The sequence below is a fragment of the Shewanella sp. S1-49-MNA-CIBAN-0167 genome (assembly GCF_040310145.1).
GTDB classification, from domain to species: domain Bacteria; phylum Pseudomonadota; class Gammaproteobacteria; order Enterobacterales; family Shewanellaceae; genus Shewanella; species Shewanella psychromarinicola.
Map to the genome: position 1 here is coordinate 20,637 of NZ_JBEOPO010000021.1, position 20,623 is coordinate 41,259.

The 20,623-nt window shown below is 41.8% G+C and carries 16 protein-coding genes; 12 read left to right on the forward strand and 4 right to left on the reverse strand.

All coding sequences use genetic code 11. The features are described from left to right. The first annotated feature begins 51 nt into the window (after positions 1–51). The 4 genes from AAEZ00_RS11405 (at position 52) to AAEZ00_RS11420 (ending at position 4,011) form a co-directional block, all read left to right on the forward strand. Positions 52–1,356, forward strand: a complete 1,305-nt coding sequence (locus AAEZ00_RS11405; RefSeq protein ID WP_351075690.1) for an ATP-binding protein — start codon at positions 52–54, stop codon at positions 1,354–1,356. 11 nt (positions 1,357–1,367) lie between these two features. Beyond that, positions 1,368–2,162 (forward strand): mechanosensitive ion channel family protein, encoded by a 795-nt coding sequence (locus AAEZ00_RS11410; RefSeq protein ID WP_351088646.1) that lies wholly within the window; start codon positions 1,368–1,370, stop codon positions 2,160–2,162. Positions 2,163–2,224: 62 nt separating this feature from the next. Beyond that, positions 2,225–2,887: a ribose-5-phosphate isomerase RpiA gene (rpiA, locus tag AAEZ00_RS11415; RefSeq protein ID WP_101032643.1), complete on the forward strand. Its 663-nt coding sequence runs from the start codon at positions 2,225–2,227 to the stop codon at positions 2,885–2,887. A gap of 554 nt (positions 2,888–3,441) precedes the next feature. Beyond that, a complete protein-coding gene (locus AAEZ00_RS11420; RefSeq protein WP_502959324.1) occupies positions 3,442–4,011 on the forward strand; it encodes an RNA polymerase sigma factor in 570 nt (189 codons plus the stop codon). Positions 4,012–4,294: 283 nt separating this feature from the next. Here AAEZ00_RS11420 and rsuA read toward each other — a convergent pair whose 3' ends face one another. Next, entirely contained in the window at positions 4,295–4,984 is a 690-nt protein-coding gene (rsuA, locus tag AAEZ00_RS11425) for a 16S rRNA pseudouridine(516) synthase RsuA (protein WP_351075697.1), read from the reverse strand. Positions 4,985–5,276: 292 nt separating this feature from the next. On the opposite strand from rsuA, the gene AAEZ00_RS11430 reads away from it, so the two are divergent. From AAEZ00_RS11430 to AAEZ00_RS11445, 4 genes are all read left to right on the forward strand, one after another. Further along, a complete protein-coding gene (locus AAEZ00_RS11430; RefSeq protein ID WP_351075700.1) occupies positions 5,277–7,364 on the forward strand; it encodes a M13 family metallopeptidase in 2,088 nt (695 codons plus the stop codon). 147 nt (positions 7,365–7,511) lie between these two features. Continuing rightward, positions 7,512–8,291 (forward strand): RelA/SpoT-related domain-containing protein, encoded by a 780-nt coding sequence (locus AAEZ00_RS11435; protein ID WP_351075703.1) that lies wholly within the window; start codon positions 7,512–7,514, stop codon positions 8,289–8,291. 175 nt (positions 8,292–8,466) lie between these two features. Further along, on the forward strand, positions 8,467–8,868 hold the full coding sequence (locus tag AAEZ00_RS11440; RefSeq protein ID WP_101032647.1) for an SMI1/KNR4 family protein: 402 nt from the start codon (positions 8,467–8,469) through the stop codon (positions 8,866–8,868). Between the two features lie 67 nt (positions 8,869–8,935). Beyond that, the gene (locus AAEZ00_RS11445) at positions 8,936–9,436 is read left to right on the forward strand and encodes a DUF4447 family protein (protein WP_351075707.1); all 501 of its coding nucleotides are present in this window, start codon (positions 8,936–8,938) and stop codon (positions 9,434–9,436) included. Positions 9,437–9,495: 59 nt separating this feature from the next. On the opposite strand, the gene AAEZ00_RS11450 is transcribed toward AAEZ00_RS11445, so the two are convergent. Together AAEZ00_RS11450 and AAEZ00_RS11455 are read right to left on the reverse strand one after the other, a co-directional pair. Next, a complete protein-coding gene (locus AAEZ00_RS11450; protein WP_351075710.1) occupies positions 9,496–10,128 on the reverse strand; it encodes a glutathione S-transferase family protein in 633 nt (210 codons plus the stop codon). Positions 10,129–10,224: 96 nt separating this feature from the next. Beyond that, the gene (locus tag AAEZ00_RS11455; RefSeq protein WP_351075713.1) at positions 10,225–12,792 is read right to left on the reverse strand and encodes a TonB-dependent receptor; all 2,568 of its coding nucleotides are present in this window, start codon (positions 12,790–12,792) and stop codon (positions 10,225–10,227) included. A 756-nt stretch (positions 12,793–13,548) separates the two neighbouring features. Between AAEZ00_RS11455 and AAEZ00_RS11460 the strand changes: the two genes are divergently transcribed. The 3 genes from AAEZ00_RS11460 (at position 13,549) to AAEZ00_RS11470 (ending at position 17,406) form a co-directional block, all read left to right on the forward strand. Further along, entirely contained in the window at positions 13,549–14,814 is a 1,266-nt protein-coding gene (locus AAEZ00_RS11460; protein ID WP_351075716.1) for an NRAMP family divalent metal transporter, read from the forward strand. A gap of 210 nt (positions 14,815–15,024) precedes the next feature. After that, a complete protein-coding gene (locus AAEZ00_RS11465) occupies positions 15,025–15,489 on the forward strand; it encodes a YehS family protein (protein WP_101032653.1) in 465 nt (154 codons plus the stop codon). Between the two features lie 228 nt (positions 15,490–15,717). Beyond that, entirely contained in the window at positions 15,718–17,406 is a 1,689-nt protein-coding gene (locus AAEZ00_RS11470; RefSeq protein ID WP_124013599.1) for an NAD-dependent malic enzyme, read from the forward strand. A 147-nt stretch (positions 17,407–17,553) separates the two neighbouring features. Here the strand turns inward: AAEZ00_RS11470 and AAEZ00_RS11475 are convergent, their stop codons facing one another. After that, complete coding sequence (locus tag AAEZ00_RS11475) at positions 17,554–17,988, reverse strand: DUF3069 domain-containing protein (protein ID WP_124013598.1); 435 nt, start codon at positions 17,986–17,988, stop codon at positions 17,554–17,556. Between the two features lie 781 nt (positions 17,989–18,769). Here AAEZ00_RS11475 and AAEZ00_RS11480 point away from each other — a divergent pair. After that, positions 18,770–20,617: a tetratricopeptide repeat-containing diguanylate cyclase gene (locus AAEZ00_RS11480; RefSeq protein WP_124013597.1), complete on the forward strand. Its 1,848-nt coding sequence runs from the start codon at positions 18,770–18,772 to the stop codon at positions 20,615–20,617. The last annotated feature ends 6 nt before the right edge of the window (positions 20,618–20,623 follow it).

A 20,623-nucleotide genomic window follows, 5' to 3' on the forward strand; every position in this document is an offset into this window, starting at 1 on the left:
TTTGTTAACTTCATGTTAAGATTAAATAGCTCGTTTAAAAAGAGAGTTTAAATGGATATTAACTTGCGTTTTTTTAGTCGATTAACCCCATGGCTCAATAGCTTATTAACCTCTAAAGCCTCCCTCAAAACTGAGACAGATGATGCGGAGCAAGGACGGATTTCGCTCAAGACCATAGCAAACCAATATCCGCTTAAAGCTTGTCGAGGCCCTATTACTCAGGTGATATTATACCCATCGCTTTATTCCAGTGACGATTTTGTTGGTAGAGAAACACAAATCAGCCAAATCACCGATGTGATGAACCAATGGCGTAATCATCATGGCGAAATCAGTGCCATTGTCTCGCCTGCGGGTGCTGGGAGATCTTCATTTTTAGGACAGCTGCCGCATTTATTGCAAATCATTTACGCACAAGACGCAAAAAACACACTGACTCCCGCAGTAAAACCGCTACCGGCCCAATGGCTACTAATGAGTTTTTACCAGGCGCCATTAAGCCCAAATGAGGCCATAGCTCATGTTTGTTATTGTTTTGGTATTACGCCACCAACAACCATCACCGAGACGATTGCCGCTATTAACCAGCAACCACCGCAGCTAATAATGATAGATGACATGCATAAGCTGATGTTACGAGTGATGGGTAATTATCAAGCACTGGTCACCTTTGCCACTATCGTAATGGAAACACGTAAACATCATTGTTGGATAATAAGCTGTGAAAAATTTGCATGGCAACGATTAAGCGCACAGTACCAAATTCACCATTTTATTAAGCATGTTATTCAGCTTGATTATTTTAATGCCACCGAATTAGCCACTATTCAAACAAAAAAATTGCTTGATCTAGGTTTAATCAGCAACGACTTCATCCCAAAAAGCCACTTACTGCGCAAGGTACAAACCAACAATGATCAAGCCAATGCCGTTAATCCCTATAATGACCAACTAAAACAGCTATGCACTATCAGCCAAGGCCACCCCAAATTAGCGACATTATTACTGCAGTATTCTCTTGCGCATCAAGTCGATATCAGCTCAGACAATCGTCCAAGTCATGGCATTGATATTTGCCGTATCAACTCATCTGCATTACAACAGTGCAAAGACAATGACTTATTTTCATTGGCAGAGATTTATATTCATGGTGGGTTACGAGTGGCTCAGCATGGACATATTTTTGCCATTACCATTGAACAAAGCAGCTTACAGTTAGAGTATTTAGCCCGCCAAGGACTGATTGTTGCCCAATATTCACAACAAGATTTTGCCGAGCATTTCTACTTTATTACCCCAACATTAAGCGAAATCATCGCTAGCCATTTGGTGAATAACAATAAGTTGTTTAATTAAACGAGGCGACAATGGACGATTCACGTAAAGCACTACAAGCATTTTTAGAGATTATTTCATTTGACCGAATAATCAGTATTTTAATGCTCTGCCTAATGGCATGGCTACTATTGGTATTAGTGCAATTTTGCTTAAATCAACTCAATAAAGCATTACCTAAATATCGTTTGATTTGGAACCGATCATACCCTTTTGTGCGTTTATTTGTGTGGCTTTGCGTGATCATTTATTCGATCGTTGGCATTATTGACCCCCACGAAAACTTAATCCTCGCGGTAGTAGGCTCAATTAGTATCGTGGTGGGCTTGGCGACGCAAGAACCGGCCAAAAATATGATTGCCGGATTTATTATTATGATCAATCCGCCTTACCGCGTTGGCGATATGGTGACATTATCTGGCCATTATGGTGAAGTCATTAAACTGGAATGGAGCGTAACGTGGCTGCGCACCTTTGACGATAATACTGTGATGGTGCCCAATGCCGAGGCATTAAAAACCGCAATATGTAACGCTAATAGCGGTGCTTTAGATGAAATGGTTGTCGTGAGTTTTACGATTCCGATAAATGCAGATCACCAAAAAGCCATTGCTCTGGCTAGGGAAGCGACTCAATGCTCACCTTATACTTTTTTAAATAAACCTATTGTCGTCAATTTGGGTAACGAGCACGGCTTTGGGCAGTTTTTACACACCATTACCGTTAAAGCGTATGTGATGGACGTGAGGTTAGAAAAAAAGTTTATGAGTGACATCAATATACGAGTACTTTCAGCGTTTAAAAATGCTAAATTTTATGATACATAACAAACGGTTCTTCAGTGATTTACGCTATAATTGACCCAATTGTTAAAATGGAGAATATGACTATGACACAAGATGAAATGAAAAAAGCAGCAGGTTGGGCAGCACTACAGTATGTCAAAAAAGACACCATCGTAGGCGTCGGAACTGGTTCAACGGTTAATCACTTCATTGATGCATTGGCAACAATGAAAGATGATATTGAAGGTGCAGTATCAAGCTCTGAAGCATCGACTAAAAAACTCATCGGACTTGGCATTGAAGTGTTTGACTTAAACAGTGTTGATTTGATTGATGTCTATGTTGATGGCGCGGATGAAATTAACGACCGCATGGACATGATTAAAGGCGGCGGAGCCGCATTAACGCGCGAGAAGATTGTCGCAGCGGTAGCAAAACGGTTTATTTGTATTGTGGATAATACCAAGCAAGTACCTATTTTAGGTGAGTTTCCATTGCCGGTTGAAGTGATCCCAATGGCACGATCTTATGTGGCACGAGAATTAGTCAAATTAGGTGGCGATCCGGTTTACCGTCAAGGCGTGGTGACCGATAACGGCAATGTGATTTTAGATGTGTACAACATGAAAATTTTAGATCCTAAAGTGATGGAAACTAAAATTAACGCGATTGTAGGCGTGGTAACCAACGGCTTATTTGCTAACCGCGGCGCCGATGTATTGCTAGTTGGCACCCCTGATGGCGTTAACACAGTAACCTTATCATAACCGACAGTGGTGACTTTTTGTGTTGCCACTTAAGCAATACCAATCCTATTGAATATGTGATCGTTCAGCGGGAGTTCAAAGTGCTGTAAGCAAGGCAGATGATTGAAGCGAATAGTGATTCCATTTCGAAAGCATCTAACGAAGCATAACGTACTTTGATACCCGCCAGAATAGAGTCACTCAGTCGTTCCACTTCCGCGTTGCATTGATTTAAATGGGATAATCATTTCGGCATCAATGCGCCTTAAATCAAACCCCTTAGCGACCCCGAACTGATCAGATATTTAATCAGCTTGGTATAGCACAATAGTCAAAACATAAAACGACCTAACTTCAATGCTAGGCCGTTTTATGTTATTGGTTCACCCGTTCAAACCCTACAGACTAATCAAAAACAACCTCATTAATTAACTCATTGTTTAACTCATTGTTTAACTCATTGTTTAACATCAACGCGACTGGCATAAACTTATTTAAAAGCCAATATACACCTTTTGCCTACTTGAGAATGTCAAATATTAGTCAATTATATTGTATGTGTTGTGACAATAAGGATGCTCCCCATTAAGCCGCTAATCACAGGGCCGTTAACCCAGCTAGCCGCCGCAGCCCTTGACGATAATCAGTTAGTCGCCATGGCAAAAACCGGTTGCGAACAGGCCTTCGCACAACTGTTTCGGCGCCATCACCAGCGAGTGTATGCCATCTGTTTTCGATTAAGCGGACAAGCTAGATTGGCAGATGATATGACGCAAGCGTGTTTTATTCGTTTATGGTTCAAACTGGATCACTTTAGAGGCGACAGTCGATTCACCACCTGGTTACATCGCTTATGTGTCCGCCAAGCCATTAACGAATTAAAAGTGCAACAATCATGGTGGCAACGATTTTTACCCATGGAACAACTTGACCCACTGGACGCACCTACGGTGGATTTTGATGACTATCATCAGCTCGATAAGTACATAGCTAAGTTGCCCCAACGCACTCGCATTGTCTTTGTTCTGTGTGCCATCGAAGGCTATCAGCATAATGAAGTCGCCGCATTGCTCAATATTGCCGAAGGCACGAGTAAAGCGCAGTACCATAATGCTAAACAATTATTACAAGAGATGCTTGAATAAGTCATTCACAGCAAGACCTTGAAAGCTTAGTCAAATCGATGTCATCACAGATGAAGCCTGTAACAGATTGATAGCCAGGTATTGCATCGCAATTAAGCGCTAAACCTCAACAACAAAAATTATCTCTTGGGCTTTGGCTTATAGCGGCAAGTATTGCAACCCTGACTCTGATGGCCGTGTGATTGTGGCAACAACCGCAAATACGGCATTAATGCAGCAAACTGGCGCAATAAAGACAACCGGCATTTTTATAGATGTAAACTAATAGATTCAAAAAATACCGCTACACGGATTTTACTTCGGCTGCGGTTAAATGACGCCATTCACCTGCCGCTAAGTCAGCGTTTAAATCGATACTACCCACAGCTTCACGGTGTAAATTAACCACGTTATTACCGACGGCGGCAAACATGCGTTTAACTTGATGGTACTTACCTTCGCTAATCGTCAATCTCACATGGGTGGGATCAATAATATCGAGCAAGGCAGGCTTAGTGAGTCCATCTTCATTGCGCAACTCAACACCATCGGCAAATATTTTTATCAAACTGTCATCAATGGGATCGGCTAATTCCACTAAATAGCGTTTGCCACAATCTTTCTTCGGTGAAGTGATTTTATGAGACCATTGACCATCGCTGGTTATTAATACTAACCCGGTAGTATCAACATCTAATCGACCTGCAATGTGTAACGTGTCCATTTTTTCAATATCAATCAAACTCAATACCGATGGATATTGTTCATCAATGGTTGAACAAATGGTGTCTATTGGTTTGTTTAACATGATGTAACGCTCGCCAATCACGCTAATTAAGGTACCGTCTAAATGCACCGCCATTTGCGGAAGTACCTTAAAACCAGAATTTTTCACCACCACACCATCGCAGGTAACGTCACCACGATGCAGGGCTCTCTTGGCGAGCGACCGAGTCAGTTCGGTACTTTCACAGATAAATTTGTCTAAACGCACAATGATTACTCAATCAAAAAATATTGACACTATTATGCTGCTTACGCACTTAAATAGAAATCAATCGCCGATATTTTTCACCTCCACGGTAATTTTCAGTTACACATACTCACAAAAAACCCTGTAAAAATCACTCTGTTTGGCTTGTTTTATAGACGGTTAAGGCCTTAACATACAATTCACAATAAAAGTAATAGCTTTTCCCTTTGGATAAAGGAGTTATTACTCAATTATGCAACACAGTCTGCAATACCCCATTGAAGGGTTCTTTAAATAAAGCAAAGGAAACAACATGAGAAAACTGGTTATTGGAGGTCTATGTGCCTCGTTAATTGCAGGCTTAAGCGCTTGTAATAATGAAAAGGCAATAGTTGCACCTGCAGCAGACGTGGCTAAAACAGCCACTGCCACTGCGGTAGCACAAGCCCTCACTTCAGGCATCAACTTTGACAACATCGACAAGTCTGTTCGCCCTCAAGACGATTTCTACATGTATGTTAACGGCGCGTGGTTGAACAAATCTGACATTCCAAGTGACCGTACCAGCATCGGCGCTTTTTACGACTTACGCGAAAACGCCCGTGATGACGTTAAAGCAATTATCGAAGACTTGAGTGCAACACCTAACTTAGCCGATGGTACTGACGAGCAAAAAGTAGCTGATTTATATCGCTCATTTATGGACGTTGACACCCTAAATAAATTGGGTATTGCACCAATTCAAGCTGAATTAGATCACATCGCCGCCCTGAAAGACAAACAAGAATTAACCGCTTTTTTTGGTGAAAACCAAGCTAATGGTGGTGGTACACCTTTAGCCTTTTATGTTGACATCGATGCTAAAGATTCAAGCCGTTATGCCACACACATTTATCAGTATGGCTTAAGCCTGCCTGAGAAAGATTATTACTTTAACGACTCAGAGCGTTTCGTTAATATCCGTAAAGCTTTTGTTGAACATGTGGAAAAAATGTACAGCTTAGCTGGCTTGCCAGACGCAAAAGCCAATGCTGAAGCTATTTTAGCGCTAGAAACCCAAATTGCAGAAAAGCATTGGGACGTCGTTGAAAATCGCGACAGCACCAAAACCTACAACCTATACCAAGTTAGCAATCTACCAGAATTGGCCTCAGAAATTAACTGGGATGGCTATTTAGCAGCGTTAGGCGGCGACAAGCAAACTGATATCATTATCAACCAACCAAGCTATATCCAAGGCTTAAACGAGGTCCTTAAAAACAACGACCTTGCGACTTGGAAAAACTACATGACTTGGATGACATTGACTCACAATGCCAACAATTTATCTGAAGCATTAGATAACGAAAACTTTGCGTTTTTCTCTAAGACTCTAAACGGTCAAGAAGAGCAAGAACCGCGTTGGAAGCGTGGCGTTAGCACCGTTAGCGACACGTTAGGCGAAGTTGTCGGTAAAGTGTATGTGAAACGTCATTTTGCGCCAGAAGCCAAAACCCGTATGGAAAAGTTAGTTAGCAACCTAAGCGGCGCTTATAGCTCAAGCATTGATTCATTAGATTGGATGAGTGCAGGCACTAAAGTGGCAGCAAAAGAAAAACTGGCTAAATTTAATCCTAAAATTGGTTATCCAAATAAATGGGCTGATTACACTAAATTAACCATTCAAGCAGACGATTTAATCGGTAATGCTAAGCGTGCCGCAGTGGTTCAGCATAACAAAGACATCGCCAAGCTAGGTCAACCAATCGATAAAGACGAGTGGCACATGACCCCACAAACGGTTAATGCTTACTACAACCCAACCATGAACGAAATCGTTTTTCCAGCGGCAATTTTACAGCCTCCGTTCTTCAATCTTGAAGCCGATGACGCGGTAAACTATGGTGGTATTGGTGCGGTTATCGGCCACGAAATGGGCCATGGTTTTGATGATCAAGGTGCGAAATTTGACGGTGAAGGTAACATGCGTGACTGGTGGACCGAAGCTGACTTAACAGCATTTGAGTCAAAAGGTAATGCGTTAATCGCTCAGTATAATGGCTATCAAGTATTTGACGACCTAAACGTCAATGGTAGCCTAACATTAGGTGAAAACATTGGGGACTTATCAGGTGTCACTATCGCCTATAAAGCTTACAAAATGTCACTTAATGGCAAAGAAGCACCGGTCATTGATGGCTTAACCGGCGATCAACGTTTCTTCATGGGCTTCACCCAAATTTGGCGGGTAAAGATGAAAGAAGAATCACTGCGTAACCGCGTTGCAACTGATCCGCATTCACCTGGCCACTTCCGTGCTCTTGGTTCGCTATCGAACATGCCTGAGTTCTACAGCACTTATGACCTGAAAGAAGGCGACAAGATGTATATTGAACCTGCTAAACGTGTAAAAATTTGGTAATTCAGACGCAGTGAAAACTGATTAACGTCACAATTCCTCATAAAAGGGCATCATTTGATGCCCTTCTTTATTAAACCTTGTTCATTCAGCCCCTATTCAGCCAAAAAGCGGTACATTGAGTTACAGACATTACGCTGGAGCTATTCAATGAATAAGTTATTTCGTACCTTTTTTATCTTCTTAATTTTACTGTCTACCCGTGGTGCTATTGCTCAACCTAACGAGGTTAAATATAACAAGTTAGCCCAGCCTTCAGACTTCAGCCAAAAATCAACTAATGATATTGAGCAGCTATTGGCGCTATATGAGCACGACGCTGACATTGTCGTACAAGATACCGATAACTTACATGCTCTGATGACACGAGCACCATTAGCGCAGCAAGAACTCATTGACCTACTGCACATTATTAGCCAGTCAAGCAACACTACAACCATTATTCCTGCCATTAAAAGTTATCAGCGTGCGGCTCAAAAAGTGCAAGCAAAATTCAATGGCGACGCCAGTCAGCTGACCGATATAGCGCGAGCCAGTGTGGTGGCCAATGACGTTAAAAGCTTATTATCAAGTTACCATCAACTGCGTCAACACACCGAAATAGTGCAATTAAAAAACCGCTTTTCTCGCCCAAAAATGTCAGGCTATCGTGACTTAAATGTATTAGTAAAATTGCCCGCAAGCCAAATGGTGGTTGAAGTACAGTTTCATTTAAATGATATTGCCGACATTAAAAGTGGTCCAGATCATCATATTTATGAGCATATTCAACAGATAGAGTCACAAGCCAAAGCAACCTCTAGACGGTTAAATGATATAGAACAAGCCATGATAGCCAAGCTTCGTCAAGACTCGCACAAGCAATATCATAAAGCGTGGTTAAGTTATAAACGTCAAAGTTTATATAGTTCACAACAACAAGTTGCATAAACACTGATAACTATCCTTATGATGAACAACTCACACCGCCTAGGCCTTTTCTAATCATGACAAGTTTCCACCCTTTTAGCGCTCATATGAGCGCTTTTTTTTTGCCAAATAAGATCCACTACAATCACATCTGCTATACTCGCGCCCATTACGATACGATCTGCTGGACAATGCTATGAATGACATTATCGAACTGCTACAAGAGTTAAGTGAAACTGTACCCGTGCCACTCGAATTGCCCACCTTTGAGCAACTTGTAGAGGTTGAAGAACAGATCTTAATTGGTTTGCCCAACGATCTAAAAGAATTCTTATTGTATGGCAGTGATGTTATTTATGGCACGCTTGAACCCGTTACCGCTGCGGATCCTTACTCGCACACTTATCTACCAGAAGTCGCCTGTTATGCTTGGTCTATTGGATTGCCCCGTGAACAAATTGCCATTTGCCAAATCGGCGATAGCTTTTATTGTATTGATGAAGAAGGCCAAGTGAAGTTTTGGAAAAAAGGCCGATTTAGCGACAAAGTCTGGGAATCATTTTGGCATTGGGCCGAAGATGTGTGGCTTAATCGATAAGCTAATCTGTTAACCTTAAGTTACGGTTAAATAAACAAATAAATAAACACTAATGATGAGAACGATCATGTCGAAAAATACCGGTTTAAATGCGATTGAAATCCAATGTTTGCGTCAGTCTTTAAGCCTAACAACAGAACAAGTTGCTAGCATCACTAAGGCCAGTAATGAAGATGTGATGTCATGGGAGTCTGGTGAGAAAGAAGCGCCTATTCCCGCTCAGAAAAAGTTGTTAGACATCGATGATATTATCGAAATGCAAGTGCTCAATACCTCTGATGGCATTGAAGAGCTATTTAAAAAAGAGCCTAAACGTCGTTTAGCGTTTGTGGTCTATCCAACTCAGGCTCTCTATACCCAATACAATCCTGAATTTTTAAGCTCTTTGCCATTAACTGAACTGTACAATGCAGCAGCTTGGCGTATTAAAAAAGAATGTAAACTCGTACTTGAAGTGGATGTAAGCTTAGTCGCACTCGATGCCGAAGCCTATAAAGCTTATCGTGCTGATAACGGCATGAGCGAAAGCCGAGAAAGCCGCGCTAAATGGGCGGCGACTCAGTTATAAAAACCTCCATTTTACAGTCAATAACTAAAAGGAAGCTTCGGCTTCCTTTTTGATAACGCTTATTTAGCGACATCGGCAAGTGCTACTGTTTTGGCTAGCGCAGCGGCCAAAGCAGGACGTTGCTTTAGTCGATCGCGATAGGCGGACAACTTTGGCGGCAGATGTTGCTCGAATCCCAAAGCCCAACCTAAGGTTTGTGCGAGTAAAATATCGGCAACCATAGGCTCGCTGCCACATACAAACCCAGCCTCTGGTATCCAAGTTTCAGCAACCGCAGCCGCTTGATCAAACTCCCATTTGGCCACAGCAAACATCGCGTCTACGCGCAGTTTTTTTGGTAACGCAAAACGATGCTTACCCATACTCCACAGCGGTTGTTCAAGCTCACTAATCACAAAACTCACCCAGCGTTCGTGAATACCAGACTCTTGAGTACCTAGTTTTGGCAACCATTTACCTTGGCCATACTTTTCCGCTAAATAACGCATAATGGCCGCGGATTCGCTTAACACGAAATCACCCTCTGTGAGTACTGGCATTTTTCCACTAGGGTTAAGGGCTAAAAATGCGTCACCTTTATGTTCGCCATTAGCAAAATCGATAGCATGAAACTGCCATGCAATACCTAACTCTTCTAAAAGCCAAGATACGCGTAGCGCACGACTTTTCTGGGTTCCGTATAACGTAATCATTTAGGTTCCATATAATATAGTGAGGTTAATGAGGATAAAAAAAGCCACATTGCACCATGAGTGAATGTGGCTGTAATTTATCTTATGACGTTGTGATTAGAAGTTCATTGTAACTTTAGTATAAATATAACGGCCTAATGGGTTATGAACGCCCATTGCATAACCATAAAGGTCGGCATCACCGTCACCAATGGCAAATGATGGATCTTCATCAAACACGTTATTAACCCCTACAGATAACTTGACCGTGTCATTGAAACGATATGAACCAGACATGTCCACTAACAACTGGGCATCAACGGTACGGGTTTTATTGAAGTCTTCAAATTCGCCGATATAACTTAAGTTAACGTTGGCAGCAAAGTCATCCATGTTCCAGTTAGTTGTTGCTAACCAACGGTGCTGTGGATACTCATACTCACCAGTGTAATCAACAATATCGCCATCAATTTCTTTTTCAAAGCTGATTAAGTAGCTGTACTCTACACCAAACTTAACCGTACCGTAGCCGTCTAATTCAAGGCCATAATGAGTCGATAAATCCACACCTTGTACTTCTTGTGAACCAATATTGACGAATCCAGATTTAATCACATCAAGCGGACCAAATGTCTGACCTGCTTGCGGTGCATTTCGCAAACAGACCGTACTGTTTTGATCATTACAATTTTCATCATAAAGAACCTGGTTTTGAAGTGAGTCAATCTTGTTATCTTGGAGAATATTGTATATATCAACACCAATATCAAACTGCTGATCTGGGGCCCAAATCATGCCCACATTCCACGTTTCAGACTCTTCAGCTTTAAGGTTAGGGTTTCCAGCGAATATAAAGTTGTAATCCAATAACTCACAATCTACGTTATCAGCTTCACAACGATAGCTATCAATTAAAAAGTCACTCTTCTCAGAAGGGCCTAAGCCGATTTGTGCTAACGATGGGGCACGGAAACCAGTAGACCATGAACCTCGAGCAGTGACCTCGTCACTAATGCCCCATTGGAAAGCGATTTTAGGATTCGTGGTTGAACCAAAGTCACTGTAGCTGTCATAACGACCCGCTAACTGCAACTCAAAGTTATCTGCAACAGGGATAGAGAATTCTACATAGGCAGCATGTTGGTCTCGTGAACCAAACGCAGATATCGCTTCAGTACCAAAAATCAGACCTCGTTGAAACTGCTCATCTGGCACGTCACTGACGCTTTCTTCGCGGTATTCTGCACCGGCAGCCATCATAATATCGCGATCAGCAATCGTAAATGCTTGGCCTGTAATACTGGCGTCATAAGCAGTGATGCTCGACTTACCTTGTCTTACTAGGCTAGTGGTGATGCGATCAATCACCTCTGGCGAGTTGATAGTAGCGCCAAATGGGTTGTAGTTACCGGCATCTATTTCAGCTTGTAAATAATCGGTTCTTACCCAACCCTGTGAACGGTCACCGGTTTGGGTTGACTCACTGCGACCACGTTGCGCTGATACTTCCCAGTCCCAATCGTTTATGACGCCACGAAGGCCGGCAACAATACGCATGGTATCTGATTCGATATCCCAACGACGAGGGCCAGCATCAACCGTACGGTAGCGGCCGATATCGATGTCTTGTCCAAAAGGATTGTTAGGATGAGTACCAGGCACGGTTAAACCTGCATCTTCATCTAATGGCGTTGGTGCTCCGCCAGCCTCAGACGTGTTGTGTTGTACTGACAACTCTAAAAATGCGGTTAAATCTTCACCTAACATATAATCAAACTGGCCAATAGCACCGACACGCTCAGACGTTGGGATCGTTAAGTTGTATGGACCGTAATCAAACAAACAGCTGCCACTTGCTGTCGCATTCTCAGCGGGGCAATCTGGGTCAATCGTTTTAACACCATTGACATAGAAATAACCCGGGAAGCCACGTGATGAACGATAATCTTCACCGCCATAAACTGATTGATTAGCGGTGCCAAAACGGCCCATTTCGTCTGCAGACAAGGTGCCATTGGTAAAGTAATCAAGGATAATTGACGCACTGCCTTTTTCGGCTTTTACGCCCCATACTAAGCTGGCTGTCGTTTCGTCATAACCGGTACCACTGTCATCACCATAACCTAGGTTAAGTTCGATACCTTCAATGTCTTTTCTTAAGACAATATTGACCACACCGGCAATAGCATCAGAACCATAAATAGCTGATGCACCGTCTTTAAGAATATCGATACGCTCAATAGCCGAAACAGGAATATTATTAATATCAACAAACGAATTTGAAATCCCTTCAGCAAACGCACTCGATCCAACACGGCGACCATTAATAAGTACCAGAGTCGCATCAGGGCCTAAGCCACGTAAACTGATTGATGCTCCACCGTTGGCAGTAGAGTCTTGGCTATTTCCACGCGTTGAGAATGCACCAGAACCGTTTGCAGGCATCCGCTCTAGCAATTGTTGTAGGTTGTCAAAACCCATGTTAGCAATATCGTCTTTATTCAAAGATTGTACTGGTGAAGGTCCTTCAATATCGGTGCGTTTGATACGAGAACCGGTCACTTCAATTCGTTCAACCTTTGCATCGGCACCTGCATCAGCAGCTTGTGTAACAAAGGCGATAGGTGCAAGAGATAGTGATACAGCGATAGCGCAAGCGCTGCGTAAAAGGTTAGTTTTTTTCATGATCATCCTTAACGTTAATTTATTGTTTTAAATCCATGACTACTGCAAACTGCGGTAACAACATTACCGCCTACTACTTTGTTGGATTCTAATGTACCTGTTCAAGTTAGGTTAAAACTTAACAAAGTCAACACAAGATAGTAACGTAAATGTAACTAATCACTTAGTCGAGAGTAAATAATGAATAAAAAGTGAATTTAAATGCTTTGATATGGAGATCAGATGAGGGATAAAACACTCGTGAGTGGCCACTTTAATACCAACCTAGCTCGGTACTGGTTATGGTCTACCTACGTAACATTCTGCTTCAACGTTATGGCTATTACATTGTTACTATCATGGTTTCCATTAAGAATTTTAGTGACAAAACGTTACATCACAAATATGAGTGCTCAATTAATCGAGCAGAAACGCATTGTGCGTGCAAACTTACTCACTAATTCTGAACATACTGATAGGGCATTTATTCAAGCGCACATGATGCACATCTTTGGCCTAGATAAACTCAGCGTAAACAAACACAATTGAATCCGCTATAAGAGCTCTAATTAACCTAACAGGTGTTATTGATGCAACGGGATTTAGAGCACAAATACGGGTACGAAAATCATTCCTAAATGGGTTAAAAAAACAACACATCGACCACCCCTAATACGGATGCATTGCTCCTCAACTATCTACAAAAAATGCACGCAAGCTTATTATCGATAAAACAATCATTAACCGTTAAACAATCAAATTAGGTCGTTTTTTATCATGCTTAATCAACAAACTGCATTAGCCCTACAGTGGATGTCTCGTGTTAACACCCTCTTTAAAGCCACAGGACCGGGAATCTTAATGGCCGCTGCCGCGATTGGCGCCTCTCATTTAGTCGCCTCAACCCGAGCGGGAGCCGAGTTTGGTTGGCAGCTTGCGTGGCTGATTTTATTAGTTAATATCGTTAAATATCCTTTCTTCGCCGCAGGCGCTCGCTACACCGCAGCAACGGATGAGAGTTTATTGCACGGCTATTATAAGCAAGGTCGTGGCTATTTAATGCTGTTTACCGGGCTTAACGTTATTGCCGCCATTGCCAGTACGGCGGGGGTATGCATGTTAACGGCAGCAATGCTAACCCAGTTTATTCCGCTATCGATTGATGTATTAGCGCTAATTGTACTGGTCAGCTCATTGGCATTATTGATTTTCGGCCACTACAAACTGCTTGATAAAATGACCAAGATCATCATGTTGGCACTTACTCTAACCACATTAGTCGCCGTAGCATTAGCCTTTAATCGGCATACAGGATTCGGGGCATCAGACGTTGCCGAATCGCCTTGGCAATGGGCTTATGTGGGCTTTTTAGTGGCGATGATGGGCTGGATGCCCGCGCCAATTGAGGTCAGTACTTGGAACTCATTATGGTTAATAGAAAAACGTAAAACCCAAACGGTGACCGCCAAGCAGGCTATTTTTGATTTTAATCTAGGCTATGTCACCACGGCATTACTGGCGATTGTATTTTTAGCCTTAGGCGCATTAGTGATGCACGGCAGCGGTGAACGATTCTCAGATTCTGGCGCGGTATTTGCTTCACAATTGATCACTCTTTACAGCCAAGTGATGGGCAATGAAAGCCGTTATTTGATTGGGATTGTGGCGTTTCTATGTATTTTTAGCACCACAGTGACGGTAATTGATGGTTATAGCCGCACACTCGATATGGGCTGGCGATTGCTGACAAATAACCCTGCTCAACGCTCGCACCTAACGGCAATGATGCTAGCCATCAGCGCCTTAGGGTTATTACTGATTTTATTTTTTAAAGGCGCATTACTGCCTTTACTAGAATTTGTGATGATATTGGCCTTCATGACTACCGTCATTTTTGCCTGGTTAAATTACCGCTTAATGACCAGCAAATCTCTAGATGCTAAACATCGTTATGGCCCGGTAATGGTCGGACTCTCTTGGGTAGGCTTACTGTATTTAACCGGCTTTGCTGGGCTATTTATTTACTGGTATCTAGCTAAATAATCTCACTAAAAGCCTAGAACGCTGCGCTGCTAGTACGCTTCGCGGCTAGAGGCTATAAAATCAACAGCCTAGCAGCGAAGCGATACTAGCAGGGATAGAAATCGATTACCGTTCTAGCAGGATTAATCTGACTAATGAATGATTACCCGTTATAATAGCAATTAGTCAATTGACCTAAACCATTAATGCGCCGCCGCGCCAGAGAACCTTATGATTAACAATGATATTCTTCGCCGTATTCGCTTTGTGTTTGATTATTCAAATGCCAAGATGACTAATATTTTCAGTCAAGCCAATGTAGAAATGTCTTCAGAGCAAATTATAGCGCTGTTGAAAAAAGAGGAAGAAGAAGGTTATCAAGCATGTAATGACACATTAATGTGCCAGTTTTTAGACGGTTTGATCATTAATAACCGTGGCTTAAAGCCTGGAACAGAAGTGCCGACACCGTTAAAGCAATTGACTAATAACCTTATGTTCAAAAAATTACGCGTCGCGCTCGAAATGCGTGAAGAAGATATTATTGCCACATTAGCTTTAGCTGATTTTGCGATGACTAAATCTGAGTTAAGCGCGCTGTTCCGTAACCCTAATCATAAAAACTATAAGCCTTGTGGCGACCAAGTATTAAGAAACTTCGTCAAAGGTTTATCGATCAAACACCGCGGTAAGTAATATATAACTTGATATTGATATAATACCGTATTAATGCGTAGCTTAGGCTGCGCATTTTTGTTTCTGGGGTTTACATTAAAACAACACAATAGTGAGCGATGAATAAAAGTACTTAATAAAAATGTGATTTAACTCACTTAACCGACCACAAAAAAGAACAGACGTGATAATCTACAATTACAAAAAAAGCCCTATTCTAATAACGATCTAACACATTAAGGTTTCCCCATGGACGATAACAAACGCCCCCTCTATCTTCCTTTTGCTGGCCCAGCGATCCTTGAATCACCTCTGCTTAATAAAGGCAGTGCATTTAGTGAAGAAGAACGCGTATTTTTCAACCTTGAAGGCCTCATTCCTTGGGTTATTGAAACCATTGATGAACAAGCTTCACGTGCATACGAACAATTTAAAAGCGTCACCAATGATCTTAATAAGCACATCTATCTGCGCAATATTCAAGATACTAACGAAACCTTATTTTACCGTTTAGTGCGTAATCACATCAGCGAAATGATGCCGATTATTTACACCCCTACGGTGGGTTTAGCCTGCGAGCGTTTTTCTAAAAATTATCGTCGTAACCGCGGATTATTCATTTCATATCCAAATAAAGATCGTATTGATGATATTTTGAATAATTCCACCCGTCAGAAAGTCAAAGTCATTGTGGTCACTGACGGAGAACGTATTCTCGGCTTAGGTGACCAAGGCATTGGTGGCATGGGGATCCCGATCGGTAAATTATCGCTATACACTAGCTGTGGTGGGATCAGTCCAGCATACTGTCTTGCGGTGACCTTAGATGTGGGTACCGATAACCCACATTTACTTGAAGACCCTATGTACATGGGCTGGCGTCATCAACGAATTGGCGGCGAAGAATATACTGAATTTGTTGAAGCCTTTATGCAAGCAGTAAGTCGTCGCTGGCCTGATGCATTGATTCAGTTTGAAGATTTTGCGCAAAAAAATGCTATGCCACTACTTGAGCGTTATAAAGATCAATACTGTAGTTTCAACGATGATATTCAAGGCACTGCTGCTGTTACTGTCGGCTCACTACTGGCCGCTTGTAAAGCCGCTAATAGTAAACTTAGCGAACAACGTATTACCTTCTTAGGTGCAGGTAGTGCAGGTTGCGGAATTGCCGAAGCCATTGTGGCCACAATGGTGTCAGAAGGCATTAGTGAACTACAAGCGCGCTCACAAGTATTTATGGTCGATCGTTGGGGCTTGTTACTCGACAACATGCCTAACTTATTACCCTTCCAACAAAAGCTGACCCAACATTGCGCCACGATTGAAGCGTGGGACAACTATAGTGACAATATTTCGTTACTTGATGTGGTTAATAATGCCAAACCGACAGTATTGATTGGGGTCTCTGGCTCACCAGGCCTGTTTACTGAAGAAATCATTCGAGCAATGCACAGCCATTGTAAACGCCCTATTGTATTCCCATTATCGAATCCAACCAGCCGCGTTGAAGCAACACCAAAAGATATTATGCATTGGACATCAGGCCAGGCATTAGTGGCAACAGGCAGCCCATTTGAACCTGTGGTCATTAATGGTGAAACCTTTGAGATAGCACAGTGTAATAACAGCTTTATCTTCCCAGGTATTGGCTTAGGTGTTTTATCTTGTGGTGCAAGACGCGTGTCCGATGAAATGTTAATGGCATCAAGCCGCGCCTTAGCAGAATGTTCGCCATTAGGTAAAAATGGCATAGGTTCGCTGCTGCCACCTCTAGAAGAGATTCAATCTGTCAGTAAGTATATTGCTTTTGCCGTTGCCAAAGCGGCAATTGATCAAGGTTTAGCCTTACCTTGTACCGATGATTTGCTGCAGCAATCAATTGAAGCTAACTTTTGGGAACCTGAATATCGTCGTTACAAACGTACTTCATTCTAAGAACTGTTAAGTTTCATTGGGCACTTTAGTATTGTAAAGCGCTGATCCTTGATAGAAAAATAACTGATTTAAAAGGTTAATCGTCTTTTAAACCATAAAAAATCCCAACCTAAGTTGGGATTTTTTGTCTCTATCATCACGACGAACTTAGGCAGACATCACTTGTCTAAAGCTGTTTAATAATGGACGATCGGTACGCGCTTTTTTAAGCTTACGTAAACACTCTTTCAGTGATTGCTCAGCTAAGCGTCCAAATACACCATCATATTCGTTATTATTCATCTCTTCTTCAGACTCAGCACTATCAGCAATCTCTTGCGCTGCTCGACTTAATTGCATCCATGCATTGGCAATATAAAAACCATGAAATTCGGCTTTAGTCATCAATTTCTGTGCACTTGCTGGCAAGGCATTCCATCCATTGGTAAATGCGTTCGCTTTGTCATCCATTAACTCTTTAAACAAGCCTTCGTAAGCTTCAAGTAAGGTTTCAGGTAACTTGGCCATGGGTAATACTTTATTAGCAACGTTATACGACACTTGCTTAACCACTTGTTGATACTGTTGATCTACTGCTGTCATTGTTTATCTCTCAATTAAAATCGGCCTCTAAAATACCCAAGCCACTTCAAAATGCTCGTTTCAGACTCCCAAAGGGCAAGCCGAGAAACGACATGTTTCTGCGCAATATACAAGCTAAAAGCTACAAGCGAAAAGCCTAGAGCCTAGGACGCTACGGGGCTAGATCCTATATAATCTTGTTAGCAAGCGGTGACGAGCGATATCAATAGATGTCAAGCCAAGAGCCCAAGTGCTAGACAACTCTATCCGTGATCGCAGCGTTCGCTTGTTATCGTTTCTGAAGCTTTACTAGCAGCGCAGCGACCCTAACAGGACGCAGCCCACCCTAGAACCTAGTCGCTGTAGGCGCCCTATTCCTAGACCCTTGAAATCTGGTCATTTGGGTATACAACATACGTCGCTGCATATTTAACATCACCTGACGTTGCTAAGCTTCCTTCTGCACCACAAGGTAATAATACTGACAGCATACTTAATACGATAATTTGCGTAATTCTTTGCAGTATTTCTATCTCAGTTTATCCCGAGAGGCGTTTTTTACTCGTGAAGATGACTGAATGCAAATTGGATAATATCGCCAGAGAAAATAGCAGAAAAGAGCATGTTGTCACATTATTGATAAGACAAAAATATCATTTAACCTAACTAAAAGGTTATAATTTCATCACAAGACTTTTCCCGCTGAAGTCTGTACGATTCAAGAACAGAAGCTTCATAATAATAAAATTGAGAAATTGTAGCCTTGTCAGTCTTAAAGTTAACTCACATTATTAGTGTCATTATGCTCGTTTTTATCATTGGATTAACCAGCATCGCTTATGCTAATCCGATAGATAATCCCCGTGCCGATGAAATTTACCAGCTATTTGACAGCGGCGGTTTTATTTCTGATAAAGAAAATCGTAAGTTACTCGACGAATATAAAAGTATACTGTCCACCGACGATATTGTTCGGCAAAAACTCTATATTCGCCTTAATTGCTGGAGTTTACCGACTAACACAACCGAGAAAATAAAAGCGGCAGTTAACTACGCTGATGAATACCTGCAGATATACAGTCAGCCAACCCCATCATTAATCGGCATTGACCTGCAATATTGCAAGGCGTGGTATCTGCACGCACAAGGGAAAAATGACAGCTTATTCGCCGACCTTGACGCGGCCATCACCAGCGCTTATCTACTTGAAGATCCGCGTTTAATTGCCGATGGCCGTAGTATTAGAGGTTCAATTCTGTCCTATTTAGGCAATTTTTCTGCGGCACTTGAGGATCTGATCACTGCGCAAAACTTATATGAGTCGCTTAATTTAACTTATTGGGCCAATGTCAATTTAGGTGACCTAGCAAATAGCTATCGCCGCTTTGGCGATGCTCAAACCGCGTTAAAATATCAAATAAAGCTCGAAAAAAATTACCTACAAAATAAACAACGTTATGAAGCCAATCTAACCAATAACCAAATAGCACTATCATTGGAGAAACTTGAACGTTACGAGGAAGCCATTGCGCGCTACCAAAAAACTCACGATTTTTGGTTAACAGAAAATCACCCGATTGCTGCTGCCGATGCATCTATTAGTATTGCTGGCAATTTCATCAACTTAAATAGACTCAACGAAGCCGATGATATTCTCCAACGGGCTCAAAAGTTGATTACACCAGATAATGATAATAGTTATAGCTACATGAATTTATTTATGGCCGAGGTGCATTACCTGCAAAATGATTACGACCAAGCCATAATCAAGATTAATAACGCTGAAAAGGCATTTAACTTTAGTAATAACATCCGTGGACTCAATCAAGCATTACAACTAAAGAGTAAAATATATCAAGCTTCCCAGCAGTGGCAACAAGCCTATGAGGCGCTGGCGTTATTTGTAGAATCTCATTTATCACTCGATAAACAAGTCTTTTCAGAACGTAATGCAGAGATGCAAGCTCGATTTAATACCAACAAAATTCAAACCGAAAATGAATGGCTTATTCAGCGTGATAAAGATAAAGAAGCGCAATTAAATATTATGCAGCGCAATGAGCAGATGCAGATCGTTATCATCATCTTAGTTGCGATTATTTTATTGATTGTGTCAATCTTCGCCTACAAGCAAGTGATAAGGAAACAACTCTTTAGACGCCTAGCACTAACCGATGAGCTCACCAAACTCGCCAATAGACGTGACACATATGCTCAAGGTAATCACTTCTTATCATCATCAAAACAATCGGGAAGACCTTTTTCGATTATTTCTTTTGATGCAGACCATTTTAAAACAGTGAATGACAAATTCGGCCATAACATGGGCGATAAAGTACTGGTAAAACTGGCGTCAATTAGCGCAAGCATGATGCGAGAAACCGATATTGTAGGTCGTGTTGGCGGTGAAGAATTTTTAATTTTATTGCCTAATATTGATAAAGCTAAAGCCATTGAAATTGCCAATCGCCTAGTGCTCACCATCGAAAAATATGATTGGTCTCAAATATCAGCCGGACTGCATCAAACCGTCAGTGCCGGTGTGGCTAGCTATAGTAACGAGGAAGACTTGTCACCCTTGTTACTCAAAGCCGACAAAGCGCTCTATTGTGCCAAAGCTGCTGGGCGAAATTGTGTTAAAGCAGCATAAACGAGT

Bases quoted from the DNA above. Each gene is read 5' to 3' on its own strand.
- AAEZ00_RS11405 (WP_351075690.1), top strand. From the start codon at position 52: ATGGATATTAACTTGCGTTTTTTTAGTCGATTAACCCCATGGCTCAAT.
- AAEZ00_RS11410 (WP_351088646.1), top strand. From the start codon at position 1,368: ATGGACGATTCACGTAAAGCACTACAAGCATTTTTAGAGATTATTTCA.
- rpiA (WP_101032643.1), top strand. From the start codon at position 2,225: ATGACACAAGATGAAATGAAAAAAGCAGCAGGTTGGGCAGCACTACAG.
- AAEZ00_RS11420 (WP_502959324.1), top strand. From the start codon at position 3,442: ATGCTCCCCATTAAGCCGCTAATCACAGGGCCGTTAACCCAGCTAGCC.
- AAEZ00_RS11430 (WP_351075700.1), top strand. From the start codon at position 5,277: ATGAGAAAACTGGTTATTGGAGGTCTATGTGCCTCGTTAATTGCAGGC.
- AAEZ00_RS11435 (WP_351075703.1), top strand. From the start codon at position 7,512: ATGAATAAGTTATTTCGTACCTTTTTTATCTTCTTAATTTTACTGTCT.
- AAEZ00_RS11440 (WP_101032647.1), top strand. From the start codon at position 8,467: ATGAATGACATTATCGAACTGCTACAAGAGTTAAGTGAAACTGTACCC.
- AAEZ00_RS11445 (WP_351075707.1), top strand. From the start codon at position 8,936: ATGTCGAAAAATACCGGTTTAAATGCGATTGAAATCCAATGTTTGCGT.
- AAEZ00_RS11450 (WP_351075710.1), bottom strand. From the start codon at position 10,128: ATGATTACGTTATACGGAACCCAGAAAAGTCGTGCGCTACGCGTATCT.
- AAEZ00_RS11455 (WP_351075713.1), bottom strand. From the start codon at position 12,792: ATGAAAAAAACTAACCTTTTACGCAGCGCTTGCGCTATCGCTGTATCA.
- AAEZ00_RS11460 (WP_351075716.1), top strand. From the start codon at position 13,549: ATGCTTAATCAACAAACTGCATTAGCCCTACAGTGGATGTCTCGTGTT.
- AAEZ00_RS11465 (WP_101032653.1), top strand. From the start codon at position 15,025: ATGATTAACAATGATATTCTTCGCCGTATTCGCTTTGTGTTTGATTAT.
- AAEZ00_RS11470 (WP_124013599.1), top strand. From the start codon at position 15,718: ATGGACGATAACAAACGCCCCCTCTATCTTCCTTTTGCTGGCCCAGCG.
- AAEZ00_RS11475 (WP_124013598.1), bottom strand. From the start codon at position 17,988: ATGACAGCAGTAGATCAACAGTATCAACAAGTGGTTAAGCAAGTGTCG.
- AAEZ00_RS11480 (WP_124013597.1), top strand. From the start codon at position 18,770: ATGCTCGTTTTTATCATTGGATTAACCAGCATCGCTTATGCTAATCCG.